The organism is Erwinia persicina (assembly GCF_014838825.1).
GTDB classification, from domain to species: Bacteria; Pseudomonadota; Gammaproteobacteria; order Enterobacterales; family Enterobacteriaceae; genus Erwinia; species Erwinia persicina_A.
In genome coordinates this window covers 484,446-499,430 of sequence record NZ_JACYMO010000001.1, presented here as the reverse complement: position 1 = coordinate 499,430, position 14,985 = coordinate 484,446, and the positions used below count along the sequence as shown (strand labels likewise).

Below are 14,985 nucleotides of genomic sequence, written 5' to 3'. Positions count from 1 at the left end.
ACTCTCTTATTATGGACTTTTCCTGGCGAAGACCGTCACTGAGCGTGACTCAGCTACACTAAGCCTGTCTCTAACATAATGTAAATCAAGGCGGATTGAGTGGACCTACTCTCTTATTATGGACTTTTCCTGGCGAAGACCGTCACCGTAGTGGTGGCGATTGTGGCGATTGCCATCACTATCGCCACCCTGGCCATGCGTAAACGTGCTCAGGGCGGGCAGCTAAAGCTGACGCACCTCGACGAGCGCTACCGCGACATGCAGGACACGATGCGGCTGGCGAAGATGAAGCCGCTGCAGCAAAAACTGTGGCACAAAGCGCAGAAGAAAAAAGACAAGCAGGAAACAAAGGCGGCAAAGCAGCAGGCGAAGCTGGGGCATACTCCACCGCAGGAAAAACCGACCCTCTACGTGCTGGATTTTAAGGGCAGCATGGATGCCGGGGAAGTCTCTTCGCTGCGTGAAGAGGTGTCTGCGGTGATGGCGGTGGCGGCCGCCGGCGATGAAGTTCTGCTGCGTCTGGAAAGCCCGGGCGGCGTGGTACACGGCTACGGACTGGCCGCATCCCAGCTGCAGCGGCTGCGTGACAAAAAAATCCCCCTCACCGTGGCCGTAGACAAAGTCGCGGCCAGCGGGGGCTATATGATGGCCTGTGTGGCTGACCGGATTGTCGCGGCGCCGTTCTCGATCATCGGCTCTATCGGTGTCGTGGCACAGATCCCCAACTTTAACCGCCTGCTGAAGCGTAATGAAATCGACGTTGAGCTGCACACGGCGGGTGAATATAAGCGGACGCTGACGCTGTTTGGTGAAAATACCGAGGAGGGGCGTGAGAAGTTTCGCGAAGATCTGAACGAGACGCACGTGCTGTTTAAACAGTTTGTGCATCAGATGCGGCCTTCACTGGATATTGACAGCGTGGCAACCGGTGAGCACTGGTACGGCACGCAGGCGCTGGAAAAGGGTCTGGTAGACGCCATCAGCACCAGCGACGACCTGATCATCGAACGCATGAACGACCACCAGGTGGTCGGCGTGCGCTATGCACGTCGTAAAAGTGTGATGAGCCGTTTCACCGACAGTGCCTCTGCCAGCGCCGAGCGTCTGCTGCTGCGCCTGTGGCAGCGCGGCGATAAACCGCTGCTGTAACCTGCTGCTAACGCCCGCTTTTGCGGGCGTTATGCTGTTAAAACGCTGACGGCATCAGCAGACACTCCTGCTCCAGACGGTCGCGCAGCAGCACAAAGGCGGTCAGCGTCTTCACCAGCTCCTCAGGGTCAGCACCCCGCAGTCGTGTGGGGATCTGAGCCGCCAGTTTCGCCAGCTTTGCAAATCCACAGCGCTGAAGATCGGCTGCCAGGGCTTCGGCCTCCCGGCAGGCCCGCTGCTCCTGATGATGCAACCCGTTATGCAGCCAGTCGACCAGCATCTGCTGGCAGCGCTGAAGCAGCTGCAGCGAAAGCGGCAGGGGATGGTCAACGGCAGCCGTCGGCAGAGCCTGCGGCGAAGGCGGACCGGCCTGCAGTACCCAGGCCCGTTTACCGGTCATCACCACCAGAGGTTCCAGCGTCAGTTTCCCTCCGGCCACGGAAACCAGGCCGGAGACCTGACAGGGCGGATCGTCCTGCTGTTGCAGCACGCGGATAAGCGCGTCAATGGCACCCGGCGCGGCGGGGGAGACGCTGAGTGACAGACACAGCACATTATCTTCGCCGGGGCCGCTGATCGCCTCGGCTTCCAGCGTCTGACGCCCGGCATCCCAGCGCAGGCTCAAACACTCACCCAGCGGCAGAATAAACAGGTTATCGCTTTCACTCAGCGGACGGGTAAAGGCAGGTGGACGATGCAGCAGGTACTGGCGCAGCGCCACCACGCCGGGCTGACAGAGTGGAATATCAGGAATGGCCCAGGCGGCGGGCGTCAGGGGGGCCACGGCATTCAGGCGATCGCGGGCGCTGAGGTGAAGTTCACCCTTGGCATCACGCTGCGCCGCCTGGGAAATAATCTGGCCGCCCGCCAGCATATCCGCCTGAAAGCCGGCAATCCGCCGCTGCCAGCCCGGGGCATTCTCCTGTTCCGCCAGTGGCCACTGACGCGAGAGATGCAGCACGCTGCCGGTATCGGGATCGGTAAACCAGATACGCACCCCATAATGCTGCTCGTTCTGCCAGCTCTGCATCCCCAGCGACACCAGCCGCAGGTGATCCAGTCTGACCTGGTCCTGCACGCCGTGACCGACCAGACTGCGCCAGGGCTGCGTGGGCGTCCGATCTTCAGCGGCGATGCCGGCCATCTCCCGGGCGGCGCGCAGGCGGGCCGTCAGTGCGGCGAACTGACTGAGAAACACCCCTGCACGATAGTGGGATGCGCGTTGATGAAAGTCATCAATGCCTTCTGATACCTGTTGCACTGCCAGCGTGACCCAGCGCCAGTCCGCCTGCTGTGCGTGACGCGCGGCGCGAACCAGCAGAGGTGAGCAGGTTACGGCAGGCTGGCTGATGCCGCCGCTCCACAGGGCGTAACTCAGATCATTCAGCTGCGCCAGGCCATCCTCCTGCGGCATCTGCGTCGCGGGTTCCCCGGCGAGCCCGGCCCCGGTCTGCCAGCTGAGATGATCGAAACCGGGATGGCGGGCTTCGGCCGCCGCAAAGGCCTGCACCGCAAGGATAATATGTTCGCACAGCGTGCCCTCAATACAGTCACAGCGGGCGAAGCGCATACTGCTGCGCGAGAAAAACCGCACGTCGCTCATCGGCAGCCTGGCGGCAGGCACCTGGCCTGGGGCACAGTGAAGTTCAATGACCAGCCCTTTTCCGGCCAGCTGCTGCGCCCGTTTGCGGGTGGTCGCAGGCAGGGAGGCGAGTTCGTCCAGCCATTCCCCTGGCTGCCAGCGGGTTTCCGGGGGGGGTGTCACCGGGGTGTGGATCTGCTGGTAACCCAGTACCAGCATCACCCGATGGCGACACATGCCGCTGGCGTTGCAGGTGCAGCTTGCCTCTTTCAGCCCCTGGCCCTGGTTCAGGCGCGTCACGGTGCCCTCGCTGAACCGGGCCGTCAGCACACCTTCTGCATCGCTGAACAGCGGCAGGTTTCCGGCGGCAATCTCCTTCTGGCTGCGTTTAACCAGGCCAGCGTTGCTCAGGGCGATCAGCGCCTGGGGCGTCAGTTCGAGCAGTTCATTGCGTACGGGAGCACTCATGATTGTAGATTCTCTGCGAGCCACGCCGCCAGCTCTCCCGGCGTCATCGCGGCGATCTGCGCCCCGACATTCACCAGCCGCTGGGCCATTTCCCGGTCGTAACTGGGTGCGGCTTTGTTGTCCAGCGCGGCCAGACCGAGGACTTTAGTGCCGTCCTGCACGCACTGTCTGACCTGGTTTATCAGCAGAGAGGGGGAGCCGCCCTCGAAGAAATCGCTGACCAGCACAATGGCACTTTTTTCCGGCTGCGCGATCAGCTGCCGGCCGTACTGCACGGCTTTGCCGATATCCGTGCCGCCACCCAGTTGCACCTTCATCAGCAAATCGACCGGGTCCTGCACGTCGGCCGTCAGGTCAACCACGCTGGTATCAAATGCCACCAGATGGGTACGAATGCCCGGCAGCTGCCACAGGCAGGCGGCCATTACCGCTGAGTGGATCACCGAATCCACCATCGATCCGCTCTGATCGACCAGCAGCACCAGCTGCCATTTTTCACTGTGGCGTTTCACCCGGCTGATAAACACCGGGGATTCAATGTACAGACGACGGCGTTCCGGGTCCCAGCGATGCAGGTTTTCACGCAGCGTGCTTTTAAAATCGAAGTTGCGAGCGATCGCGACCGGTGACCGCCGCCGCCGGTCGCGGGAGCCAGAAAAGGCCTGGCGGACGTCAGTCGCCAGCCGTGCCATAATCTGCTCCACGACCTGGCGCACCAGCCGGCGTGCTGCCTGTAATACCTCAGGGTTCATCAGGTGTTTGGTATGCAGGACGGCGCGCAGCAGTCCCTCCGAGGGCGCAATGCGCTCCAGGACATCCCGATTGGTGACCACGTCATCGATGCCAAACCGCAGCACTGCGTCACTTTCCAGTCGCTCTATCACCTCAGCCGGAAACAGCTGGTGGATGGCGTTGATCCATTCTGGCGTGGTGAGCTGCGACCCCTGCATTCCGCCGTGACGTTCTCCACGCTGGATACGCTGCGGATCGCGCCCGTACAGCCACTCCAGGGCGTTATCCACGGCGCGGGCCTGCTCATCCAGCCCGCTGAGGCTGTTTTCTGCCGCCTCACCCAGTAGCAGACGCCAGCGCTGCAGCTCACGGCTGGATAAAATATCAGAGAGTTCGGGCATCAGCGTTCCTTTACAGTATGCCCCAGGCGCGCAGCTGGTCGGCCGCACGTTGATCCTGCTGCTGGTGACGGAAGAGTTCGGCGGGTGTACAGGATGTCGCCTGCGGCGTCTGTAACAGATGCTCAGGCAGGTGTGTGAGCTGATAATGCGCCAGCACCTGACGCGCCAGCGCTGCCCGTTCACGCGGTGGCAGCCAGGCGAGCGCCGCCCGCATGTCGGGCAGGGCGTGAATAAACGGATCATCGTCAAGCTGCATCAGCCGCTGATTAAAACCGACGATAAACGCGGGGTGTGAGGCCAGCTGATGGCGGGCAAGGGCAATCAGTCCATGCAGTGCTTCACCCAGCAAATCTGGCGGAAGATCGTCCAGTAGCGCCAGCGCCGCCTGCGCACCGGCGTCGGGTTGCTCCAGTCGGATCAGGGCACCCAGTGCGGCTCCCCGGCTGAGCGCGCAGGCTTCCTTCGCCCTGAACCGGCGGGTCAGCACGGCCAGCGCACGCGGCAGCGGCACAAGATCGCCTGCGGGCTGACGGTTCTGTTCATCACGCAGAATATGGCACAGCGCCTGCCAGCTGTGCAGGTGGGCGCTGACCAGGGGCGTGGCAATCAGTCCGGTCGACTCCGCCAGCCACAGGGTACGGTCGACCGCCGCCCGCAGGGTGGTTTGCAGAACTGCCGCGTCGCGCATGCCGTTGATTGAGTCGTGACGCCACAGGGCGTAAAGCACCTCCAGCGGTGGACCCATCGCTTCAAAATGACTTTCAAGCGCAATCTGCTGCTCCAGCCGGGTAAGCAGTACCTGGCTGAACGCCGACAGACCGGCGAGCGTCGCACGCTGCAGCCAGCCCGACAGGGGACCAATGCCCTCTGACTCTGCCATGGCGGATGACAGCCGGTTACGGGAGGCTTCTTCCAGGGTTGCACCATAGCGAGCAGCTTCGATCAGGGCGGCATGCTGCGTTAACGGCCGCGTCAGCGCCCACTGCTCTTCGCCGTCACCCGACAGAGCCAGCGTGTTACCCGTAAGGCAGGTTATTCCCGGGATCGCCAGTACGGCAAGACGGTGCAGAACCTGACTTTGTTGCAGGCCTGTCGCGTCGTAGCGGTTAAGCGACAGCGTGGCGGGCAACGTGATGCCGACCCGCGCCAGTTCGCCGTTCACATCCTGCGGCAGGGGCGGTTGCGGGGTAGTGGTGGCCAGCTCACCAAAACGCTGGCCTGCGAGTATATCCACCAGCACCATAAGGATGGGGTCCGTGCCGGACTGCAGGGTACCGCGATAGCTCCACGGCAGCGGCGTATTGAGGGCTTCTTTGATCAGGCTGCCAGCCAGCGCATCCAGCCAGTCGTTACGCAGAGGGAGACGATGTCCGCGCAGGGCCGCCAGCGCCTGCGCCTGGCTCAGGGCGTTGGCCATATCCGCTGTTGATGCCGGTAAATGGCGCTGGCGCAGCGCGGCCAGCACCGCTTCCAGCAGAGACAGTCCGGCCTGTCGTTGGCCGACTCGCCAGCACCAGTCCTGCCAGACCGGGGCGGGCATCCCGGACAGATAGCCCGCCAGCACGTCCAGTCGTTTTTCACTGTAGGGCGTCAGATAGCTGCCGCTGACCGCGTCCTGCACCACCGGTTCCGGTAACGGAGGACGCTCGGTTGCGTCAGCACCGCGCCACAGGTGGGCAAGGGCCGGGGCGTGCCAGCCCCCGCAGACGACCAGCACCGGGCCGCTGTTCTGTGCAACCGCCCAGGCGATCCATCTTGCCATGTAGGCTTCCCGTTGCCGATCCTGCACGCTGCCGCCGCTGTCCGCGCGCAGTTGCTGAAACCACAGTGCCAGCGCCTCCGGCAGGCTGGCCTGCTGCGCCTCATCCTCGAACAGGTGGTCCCACAGCGCATCACTGTTCTCCATGCCGCAGGCGTCGAGCATGGCCTGCTGGCGTCGGTGATAGTGTGCGTCTGCGTCTTCACAGTCATCATCGTCAGACAGGGCCCAGACGGGCAAATCAATAAAACAGGTCTCTGCGCCGATTTCTCCTGCAGCACGCAGGGCCTGCCACTCCGGGGACCACTCCGCAAAGGGGGTCCAGGCCCCTGTACCGGGCCTCTGGTGATCCTGAAACTGACAATAGCTATAGATGGCAACCGGCAGGGTATGCGGCAGCAGCAGCTCGCCGAGGCGGGGTGTAAAATCAGCCGGCCCTTCGATCAGCACCCAGGCCGGGCGCAGCTGTTTGATGCTGCGCTGCACCAGGCGGGCGCAGGCGGGGCTGTGATGGCGAATGCCGAGGATCAGCGGCTCTGTGGGCGTGAGCATCATGGCAGGCGGTGGCGTGCCTGATAGTAGGCCTGCCAGTGCGCTCCAGTGCGGCTGCCGACGCGCTGCTCAAAGTAGCGACGCAGGCGTGCCCGGTCATCCTCATTATCTTTAACGATGGTACCACCGATACAGTCCACCAGGTCGGCCGGTTCGCTGGCGCGCTGCTCAAGGAACCAGGCGCGCACCCCAACCGCATGGGCTACGTTAACGGCTTCGGCGGTGGACATAATCGCGTTCAGGCTGTCCATCGCGCTCTTTTTCTCCCCGCCGCTGCGCAGATCGCGAAAGGTGTTAACCAGCAGTTCCAGCACGTCGTCCGGCACGGTGTGTGGAATACCGCTGTGCGCCAGCAGGCGGGCCGAGGCGGTGGACACTAAATCCAGTTCCTGCTGGAAATTCATGATCGGGAACACGGTTTCGAAATCAAAACGCCGCTTCAGCGCCGCGCTCATTTCATTCACTCCCCGATCGCGGGTGTTGGCCGTGGCAATGATATTAAAGCCTTCCCGGGCGTAGAGCTGGCTCTCTTCACCGCTGAGCTCTGGCACCGCCATCACCCGGTCAGAAAGCATGCCCAGCAGGCAGTCCTGCACCTCCAGCGGGGCACGGGTAATCTCTTCAAAACGCACAATCTTACCGTCGCGCATTCCCTGATACAGCGGTGCCGGAACCAGGGCGGCGGTGGACGGCCCCTGGTTGATCAACAGGGCATAATTCCAGGCATATTTTATCTGATCTTCGGTGACCGAGGCTCCCCCCTGGATGGTCAGCCCTGCATCGCCGCTGATGGCGGTGGCCAGCAGCTCCGACAGCAGTGACTTTGCCGTACCCGGTTCGCCAACCAGCATCAGCCCGCGCCCGGTGGCCAGCGTGACCAGCATGCGCTCCACGCTGGCCACCGGGGTGACCACTTTGGCGGTGATGCCGCGTCCGCTGTCCCCCAGGATAAAGGCGCGAGCCGCGGGCAGGCTCAGACGCCAGCCCGGTGGACGCGGGCCGCTGTCATCCTGCATCAGCTGCGCCAGTTCTGCGGCGTAAAGCACGGCGGCAGGGGGCCGCTGTAACATGTCAGACATGGTCTTTCCTTATTTCCGGACATTAGTCAAACAGCGAATCAATATCACTGAGCATTTCGCTGGCGGTGACAGGGTGCAGGCACGAGAACGGCTGTTTCTGCGGGTGTCGTTCTCCCCAGCCATACTGGTGCGCATCCCCCTCCCACAGCCAGATGCTGCTCAGCGTCTGCTCTTTGTTAAACTCATCCGGTGCCATGCCAACGCCCAGTCCTTCTCCCATTTCCAGCACCAGCGTCAGATCGCCCAGCGGTTTCAGCATCCAGCAGATCCAGCCGGCATCCTGCGGCACGCCGCGCAGCCAGCCTCGGGCCGTCAGGCCGGCCAGGCGGCCACTCGGGCAAAGCCGTCCCTGCCAGCGCTGCAGGTCGACCGATGCCGCTTCCTCTGCGGTCAGCTGATAGCGGTTGCGATCCAGCTGGCGGAACGGCGGCAGCAGCTCATAGTCAGCAAACAGCTGGCCAAAAGCCGCCGCTTCAGCCAGTGGGATCTCAAGAACGTGGGGGATGCCGATCTGCGTCGCATCCGGCGACAGGACGTAGAGATCATCTCCGGCGGTACTGTAGCTGTCGTCTTCCGCCACGCGGAAGCAGCTGATCAGCTGATTATCGGCATCATACGCGCCCCAGACCAGGCGGCGGGTGAGGTGGCCAATCAGCGGGTGACCGACCAGAAACTCTCTGAACTGTTGCTCCGTCCAGCGACGGCGCTGACACATAGCGGTTTCCAGACGGGCGATCTGCTGGCTGGCGATGGTGCGCGCATCTTTCTTCAGCAGTTTGAAACGATTTACCGCATCGGCAGACAGCCCGGCATCATCGCTTTTATTCGGTTTAGGCAGATCCTTCAGGCGGCTGCCGCTGCCGTCGCGGACGAAGGGTTTCAGCGTCTCATCGAAGCTGACGGTAAACTGACGTGGGCCAAAATCAAGCAGCATTGAGCCGTTATCGTCCAGCCCCAGATCGGGCGCAAGGCGGTCTTCCAGCTCTGCCACCGTCAGCTCACGCTTTTCGGCGATCTGGCTGATTTTTTCCCGTGCCCGCTCCTGCAACGCTTTAAATTTCAGCTTCTGCGCAATACCGTTAAGCTGCATCAGCGCGATATCAGTACCAATATCGGCCAGGATCTCCAGGCCGGCAACCGCCCGCTTATGCTGCGATTCACCCGGCCAGCTGCGGATTAACGGGGTTAACCGCCGGGCGATATCATCATTGCCAAACAGTCCCAGCGTGCTGAAGGCCCAGCCCTCTTTAGGGGGGGCCGAGGCCGCCATCCAGGCGTTGTACAGGTCCCAGGCAAAGTTGGCCAGCGACGCCGGGGTACAGGCCGCTTTCACCTGATCCAGGCCGGGATAGCGGCCATTTTCGGTCGGGAAGCGCAGCATAGTCCCCAAATGGGTCAGCGCCTCTTCAGGCAGCGCCTTGCCGTTGTGCAACTGCGGACGTGTCCACAGTACCGGCTGCCAGAAAGGCGGCAGGGCCGGGCGTTTCGCCGGGAAATCGTTGAGCGGGTCAAGCTCTACCAGCGCACTGACCGCCGCCAGCACCTCCGGCTGCTGATACCGTCCGGCGACCTCTTCAATCAGCGCCTGGTGGCCGTTGTCCAACAGCAGGCGCAATGCCAGACGTGCATTATCCTGCGCCTCACCCGCTTTGCCGAACGCGATCGGTAGCAGTCCCGCTACGGCATGTTCCGGGTATTTAAGCAGCCAGCTGCGCGCCTCTTCGCGCAGGGTTTTCAACTTAGAGAAAGCGCGGGCGACAGGGACCGCCAGTTCGGTACTGCCGACGCAGATGGCTACGGTCAGGGCTTCCTGCGGCTGGCGTCCGATGCTGTTGATAAAACCAGGCAACCCATCCAGACCAAAGTGGGCCATCACCAGGGCGATGCCGGTGTGATGTTCGCTGCTGAGAACGTTCCACAGGCCAAGCGCTTTTTCTCGCGGCAGCGCGGGAAGAATATAAAGGTTCCAGTCGCTGGCATAATGCGCGTGGTTGGTCGCCCAGTCGGCGAGCAGCTGAGGGTAATCGTCCTCTTCATAGGCCTGGACCGCCGTGGCAGGCAGCGACTGATTCCAGCTGGTGAAGCCGAGACGGGCCAGAACCTGGTCGGACGGCAGACCGGCGACCTGCAGCTTACTGTGATTTGACCAGCTTGACAGGATATCTTCCGGCACGCCGTTGAAGACTGCTGCGACCGGTTGTACCGCCAGCGACAGCAGCGGAATGCTACTGGCCTGTTTTTTGTTCAGCCATGGGGGAGACACCAGGATAGCAGGCAGCATATCGGCGCTGGCGCAGTCGGTTTTCACATTCAGCTTCTGCTGGCTGCGGTTCACCAGGTCGGCCTCTTCCGGCGACAGCCACGGCGCGACCTCAACCGCCAGCTGCGGCTGATTATGCAGTAAAGCATGCAGCTGGGTGCGCCAGAGAGCCTCTTCTCTGCCGTTCAGCAGGCGAACCAGCGCGGTGAAAGCCGCGTGAGGAAAACGCTGGCTGGCCCTGGCCGCACGCTCATAGCTGCGCTTACCCTGGCCCGCCGCGCGAATTAACATCTCCAGCGCCAGCGGATGATTGACATGCATCAGCACTTCCCCGCAGCGATCGCCGTGGGCATAGGGGGCAAAGCGCGGCAGGGCGCTTACGCCCTGTTCCAGCAGCACCGTGGTGGTGAGCAATTCACCGTAGTACCAGCTGTCGAAAACGTCGAGGCTTTTAAACGAGTCCAGCGCGCGGAGCGTGCTGTCACGGGTAGCGGTGATCTTTAACAGCTCAAGCGCCCCGATATCACCATCGGGTCCGGTCAGGTTGAGGATCTCATCGGCCAGCTCAGGTTTTTCCGGCAGCAGGAGCGCCACCAGCGGCCTGCGCCAGGCAGGCGTATGAGGCAGGGCGGCGATCAGACGGTCGGCACACGCCTGCCACATCGCTTCAGGGGCAGCTGAAAGGTGCCAGCGCAGACGCATTTCATGCTCGGCAACGTTTTGCTGATAGCCGGCAGGGGCAATATCAGCAGGATAAAATGAAATCTGGCGGGTGCGGTAGTCGCGGTCGAGACCAATCTGCAGGCTGGCAATCATCATCTCAGTGGCATACATCAGGCCATAGTGAGCAACAATGGCATCAATCAGCAGCGTGGCTTTTCTGCCTGCGTAAGTCTGGTTAATTTTAATCATTGCCGCACCCGCCATCGGAGAGCGCTGAGGGATGGCTTTGCCCTCCGCCAGGCACTCCTGCGCCAGGGCTATCGCCTGCTGCCAGTCGCTGTCACAGCGACTGGCATCCAGCGGCAGAGGACCGTTCTTACGGACCTCCTGACTCAGTATTTTCATGCGCCGCAGCTGCTCAGACGGCTCTTCCACTTTGCCCGCAGGTGGGAGCGGCCGGTGACGATGGCTCAGGGCCAGCACCGTCAGCTTTTGCGGTAGAGCAATCGCCTGACCTGCGGTCAGCCACAGGGGGGCAGCATCGCTGGCCACCGTGGCGATTGGTGGTGCAACCGGAGCCGGAGCCGCTTCAGGCAGGGCGTCAGGGGCCGGATCGGGCACAGCGGTTTTCTTCACGGGAGAAGATGCCTTGACGGTAGCGTCCGGGCTGGCGCTGGCCAGCGTCGCCTCATCCGGTGGCTGATACCCTTTGCGCGTCTTTTCTTTTATTAACTTTTCACACGCTTTTCTGGCCTGTTCTTCATCGTCAAAGCTTTTAATCTGGCTTTGTCCCTGAGTCCCCACGCGCCCCCAGTTGAGATGGAGTTCCTGCTGTTGCTGTACAACGGTCCAGAATTTGTGGGATTTTTCATCCTGATAGATCAAGGTGGTCATGAGGATTCCATTTTCGTTAACGCGGAGTGCGCCAGCACGGCGAACTCCGTCAAGGAGAAGCGATTCTCCGGGCACCTGCCGCTTTATTTAGCGGCTGCGGTAACAGGCCGACGGGTCAATGTAATCAACGGCAGAAGGGGGTTCAAGTGGAAAAATCCAGATGATATCCCCCCCGGCTTGCGATACTGCGCCGCAGAAACATAAAATCTGACTTTTCTTCCTTTATAGCCGTACCGTCAGGTTATTTTATCGTTACGGATAATGATCCATCAGGTGGATAAGGTGCGAACAATTTTTTTTCTTTTTGACGGCATTCCTGGCGTAAATGGAGGCTTGATGCTAATTAAGTTGCGTAACAGATTTTATCAGGTAGAGTGTGGGCGTTTCGGGTTCCGGGCGTAAAACAGACTTTACGCCATGTTAGAGATTCGCTTAACAGGTGGTAAAAAGTACCGTTTATCAATTGGTTGCAACGTGCATTATTAAGACCGAATTGATGAAAAGTTAGCCGGGTTGGATCTTTATATCCCGATAACCTTAACGTTAGTGCGCGATGTGATGAGCATAAACGGCACAAAATACTCTCGGATGTTTTAATCAGGTAAAGGTAACTATGGGAAAAGCTCTCGTAATAGTTGAGTCCCCGGCAAAAGCCAAAACGATCAATAAATATCTCGGTAATGACTACGTGGTTAAATCCAGCGTGGGCCATATCCGCGATTTGCCGACCAGTGGATCAACAGTTAAAAAGAGCGCTGACTCTACAACCAGTAAAACAACCAAAAAGGTCAAAAAAGACGAAAAGACGGCGCTGGTTAACCGTATGGGCGTCGATCCTTATCATGGCTGGGATGCGAATTATCAGATCCTGCCAGGCAAGGAAAAAGTGGTCGCTGAACTGAAGGCGCTGGCTGAGAAAGCGGACCATATCTATCTCGCAACGGACCTTGACCGCGAAGGGGAAGCCATTGCGTGGCACCTGCGGGAAGTGATCGGTGGCGATGAGTCGCGGTACAGCCGCGTGGTGTTTAACGAAATCACCAAAAATGCGATTCGCCAGGCCTTTGAAAAGCCGGGTGAGCTGAATATCGACCGTGTTAATGCCCAGCAGGCGCGCCGCTTTATGGACCGCGTGGTGGGGTATATGGTCTCGCCGCTGCTGTGGAAAAAAGTGGCGCGTGGGCTGTCCGCTGGCCGCGTCCAGTCGGTGGCGGTGCGGCTGGTGGTCGAGCGTGAGCGTGAAATTAAAGCCTTTGTCCCGGAAGAGTACTGGGACCTGAATGCTGAACTGACCACGCCGAAAGGGGTGGATCTGCCGATGCAGGTCACCCATCAGGGCGACAAGCCTTTCCGCCCGGTCAACCGTGAGCAGACCCATGCTGCCGTCAGCCTGCTGGAAAAAGCACGCTATGTGGTGGCCGATCGCGAAGATAAGCCGACCAGCAGTAAGCCTGGAGCCCCGTTCATTACCTCCACGCTTCAGCAGGCAGCCAGCACCCGTCTTGGCTTTGGCGTGAAGAAAACCATGATGATGGCCCAGCGTCTGTATGAAGCCGGCCATATTACCTATATGCGTACTGACTCAACCAACCTGAGTCAGGACGCGGTCAGCATGGTTCGCGGCTACATTGAAGATGAATTCGGTGCGAAATACCTGCCGAAAGCGGCGAATGTTTACAGCAGCAAAGAAAACTCGCAGGAAGCACACGAAGCCATCCGTCCGTCGGATGTCAAAGTGCAGTCTGAACAGCTGAAAGACATGGAAAATGATGCCCAGAAGCTGTATCAGCTGATCTGGCGTCAGTTCGTGGCCTGTCAGATGATGCCTGCGCAGTACGACTCCACCACGCTGACCGTGGAAGCAGCCGATTTCAAACTGAAGGCAAAAGGGCGCACGTTGCGCTTTGACGGCTGGACGCGCGTCATGGCGGCACTGCGTAAGGGTGATGAAGATCGCGTGTTACCCGACGTGGCGGTAGGCAGTGAACTCAGCCTGCAGCAGCTGGTTCCGAGCCAGCACTTCACCAAACCACCGGCACGCTTCAGCGAAGCCTCTCTGGTCCGTGAGCTGGAAAAACGCGGTATCGGCCGTCCTTCCACCTACGCCTCGATTATCTCGACCATTCAGGATCGCGGATATGTGAAGGTGGAAAGTCGTCGTTTCTATGCGGAAAAAATGGGTGAAATCGTCACCGATCGGCTGGAAGAGAGCTTCCGCGATCTGATGAATTATGACTTCACCGCCCACATGGAAGACAACCTCGATAAAGTCGCGAAAAACGAAGCGCAGTGGAAAGCGGTGCTGGATCAGTTCTTCGCCGAGTTCAGCGACCAGCTGGCGAAGGCAGAGAAGGATCCGGAAGAAGGCGGCATGCAGCCTAATCAGATGATCCTGACCTCCATCGACTGCCCGACCTGTAGCCGTCAGATGGGGATCCGCACGGCGAGCACCGGCGTATTCCTCGGCTGCTCCGGCTATGCGCTGCCGCCGAAAGAGCGCTGCAAGCAGACGATTAATTTGATCCCTGAGAATGAAGTGCTGAATATTCTCGAAGGGGACGATGCGGAAACCAACGCGCTGCGCGCCCGTCGTCGCTGCCAGAAGTGTGGCACGGCGATGGACAGCTACCTGATTGACCCTCAGCGTAAGCTGCACGTCTGTGGTAATAACCCGGAGTGTGATGGTTACGAGATCGAGCAGGGCGAGTTCCGTATCAAAGGCTATGACGGCCCGATCGTTGAGTGTGAGAAGTGTGGTTCTGAAATGCACCTGAAAATGGGGCGCTTCGGTAAGTACATGTCCTGTACTAACGATGAGTGCAAAAATACGCGTAAAATTCTGCGCAGCGGCGAAGTGGCTCCTCCGAAGGAAGATCCGGTTCCGCTGCCTGAGCTGCCTTGCGAGAAGTCAGACGCCTACTTTGTCCTGCGTGACGGTGCTGCCGGGGTGTTCCTGGCCGCTAACACCTTCCCTAAATCGCGTGAAACTCGCGCGCCGCAGGTGGAGGAGTTGCAGCGCTTCCGCGATCGTTTACCGGAGAAACTGCGCTATCTGGCGGATGCCCCGGCGACCGATCCGGACGGCAATAAAGCCGTGGTGCGCTTCAGCCGTAAAACGAAGCAGCAGTATGTCAGCACAGAAAAAGACGGAAAAGCCACTGGCTGGTCTGCGTTCTTCGTTGACGGCAAATGGGAAGTCACCGCGAAGAAGTAATCTCGCGCTTTCCTTCAGTGAGCGGGCCGCCCCGTGCGGTTCGCTCCTGCTTTATCTTCTCTCTGGCTTTGCTCTCCCGCTACTATACATCTCCCTCATTTTTGATATAGTTGTTATAGATAATCCCTTTCTTATTATTTATTCGCATTATAACCTTCGGACCTGAAGCTGCCGCTGCATGAGCCCTTTCGCTTTGCCGCATCGCCAGTGATGACGGTTTCAGACCGGTTAC

Annotated in this window: 7 protein-coding genes; 2 read left to right on the top strand and 5 right to left on the bottom strand. The window is 60.2% G+C overall.

Features of this window, described 5'->3' with window-relative positions; genetic code table 11:
* Positions 1-99: 99 nt before the first annotated feature.
* A complete protein-coding gene (gene sohB / locus IFU29_RS02285; protein ID WP_191932488.1) occupies positions 100-1,149 on the top strand; it encodes a protease SohB in 1,050 nt (349 codons plus the stop codon).
* Between the two features lie 37 nt (positions 1,150-1,186).
* Here the strand turns inward: sohB and IFU29_RS02280 are convergent, their stop codons facing one another.
* The 5 genes from IFU29_RS02280 to IFU29_RS02260 are packed head-to-tail and all read right to left on the bottom strand — an operon-like array spanning position 1,187 to position 11,539.
* Entirely contained in the window at positions 1,187-3,199 is a 2,013-nt protein-coding gene (locus IFU29_RS02280; protein ID WP_191932487.1) for an SWIM zinc finger family protein, read from the bottom strand.
* The gene (locus IFU29_RS02275; RefSeq protein ID WP_191932486.1) at positions 3,196-4,332 is read right to left on the bottom strand and encodes a vWA domain-containing protein; all 1,137 of its coding nucleotides are present in this window, start codon (positions 4,330-4,332) and stop codon (positions 3,196-3,198) included. The genes IFU29_RS02280 and IFU29_RS02275 overlap by 4 nt, the downstream gene beginning before the upstream one ends.
* Before the next feature lie 10 nt (positions 4,333-4,342).
* Positions 4,343-6,643, bottom strand: coding sequence for a DUF5682 family protein (locus IFU29_RS02270; protein ID WP_191933096.1), 2,301 nt, complete (start codon positions 6,641-6,643; stop codon positions 4,343-4,345).
* Positions 6,643-7,722 carry an ATP-binding protein gene (locus IFU29_RS02265; protein WP_191932485.1) on the bottom strand — a complete coding sequence of 360 codons (1,080 nt, stop codon included), beginning with the start codon at positions 7,720-7,722 and terminating at the stop codon, positions 6,643-6,645. The genes IFU29_RS02270 and IFU29_RS02265 overlap by 1 nt, the downstream gene beginning before the upstream one ends.
* Before the next feature lie 22 nt (positions 7,723-7,744).
* Positions 7,745-11,539, bottom strand: a complete 3,795-nt coding sequence (locus tag IFU29_RS02260) for a DUF4132 domain-containing protein (protein WP_191932484.1) — start codon at positions 11,537-11,539, stop codon at positions 7,745-7,747.
* Positions 11,540-12,152: 613 nt separating this feature from the next.
* Here IFU29_RS02260 and topA point away from each other — a divergent pair.
* Positions 12,153-14,753, top strand: coding sequence for a type I DNA topoisomerase (gene topA / locus IFU29_RS02255; protein WP_191932483.1), 2,601 nt, complete (start codon positions 12,153-12,155; stop codon positions 14,751-14,753).
* The last annotated feature ends 232 nt before the right edge of the window (positions 14,754-14,985 follow it).

What these genes read in the sequence shown, in the direction of transcription:
- IFU29_RS02280 (WP_191932487.1), bottom strand. Translation starts at nt 3,199, where the DNA reads ATGAGTGCTCCCGTACGCAATGAACTGCTCGAACTGACGCCCCAGGCG.
- IFU29_RS02275 (WP_191932486.1), bottom strand. Translation starts at nt 4,332, where the DNA reads ATGCCCGAACTCTCTGATATTTTATCCAGCCGTGAGCTGCAGCGCTGG.
- IFU29_RS02270 (WP_191933096.1), bottom strand. Translation starts at nt 6,643, where the DNA reads ATGCTCACGCCCACAGAGCCGCTGATCCTCGGCATTCGCCATCACAGC.
- IFU29_RS02265 (WP_191932485.1), bottom strand. Translation starts at nt 7,722, where the DNA reads ATGTCTGACATGTTACAGCGGCCCCCTGCCGCCGTGCTTTACGCCGCA.
- IFU29_RS02260 (WP_191932484.1), bottom strand. Translation starts at nt 11,539, where the DNA reads ATGACCACCTTGATCTATCAGGATGAAAAATCCCACAAATTCTGGACC.
- topA (WP_191932483.1), top strand. Translation starts at nt 12,153, where the DNA reads ATGGGAAAAGCTCTCGTAATAGTTGAGTCCCCGGCAAAAGCCAAAACG.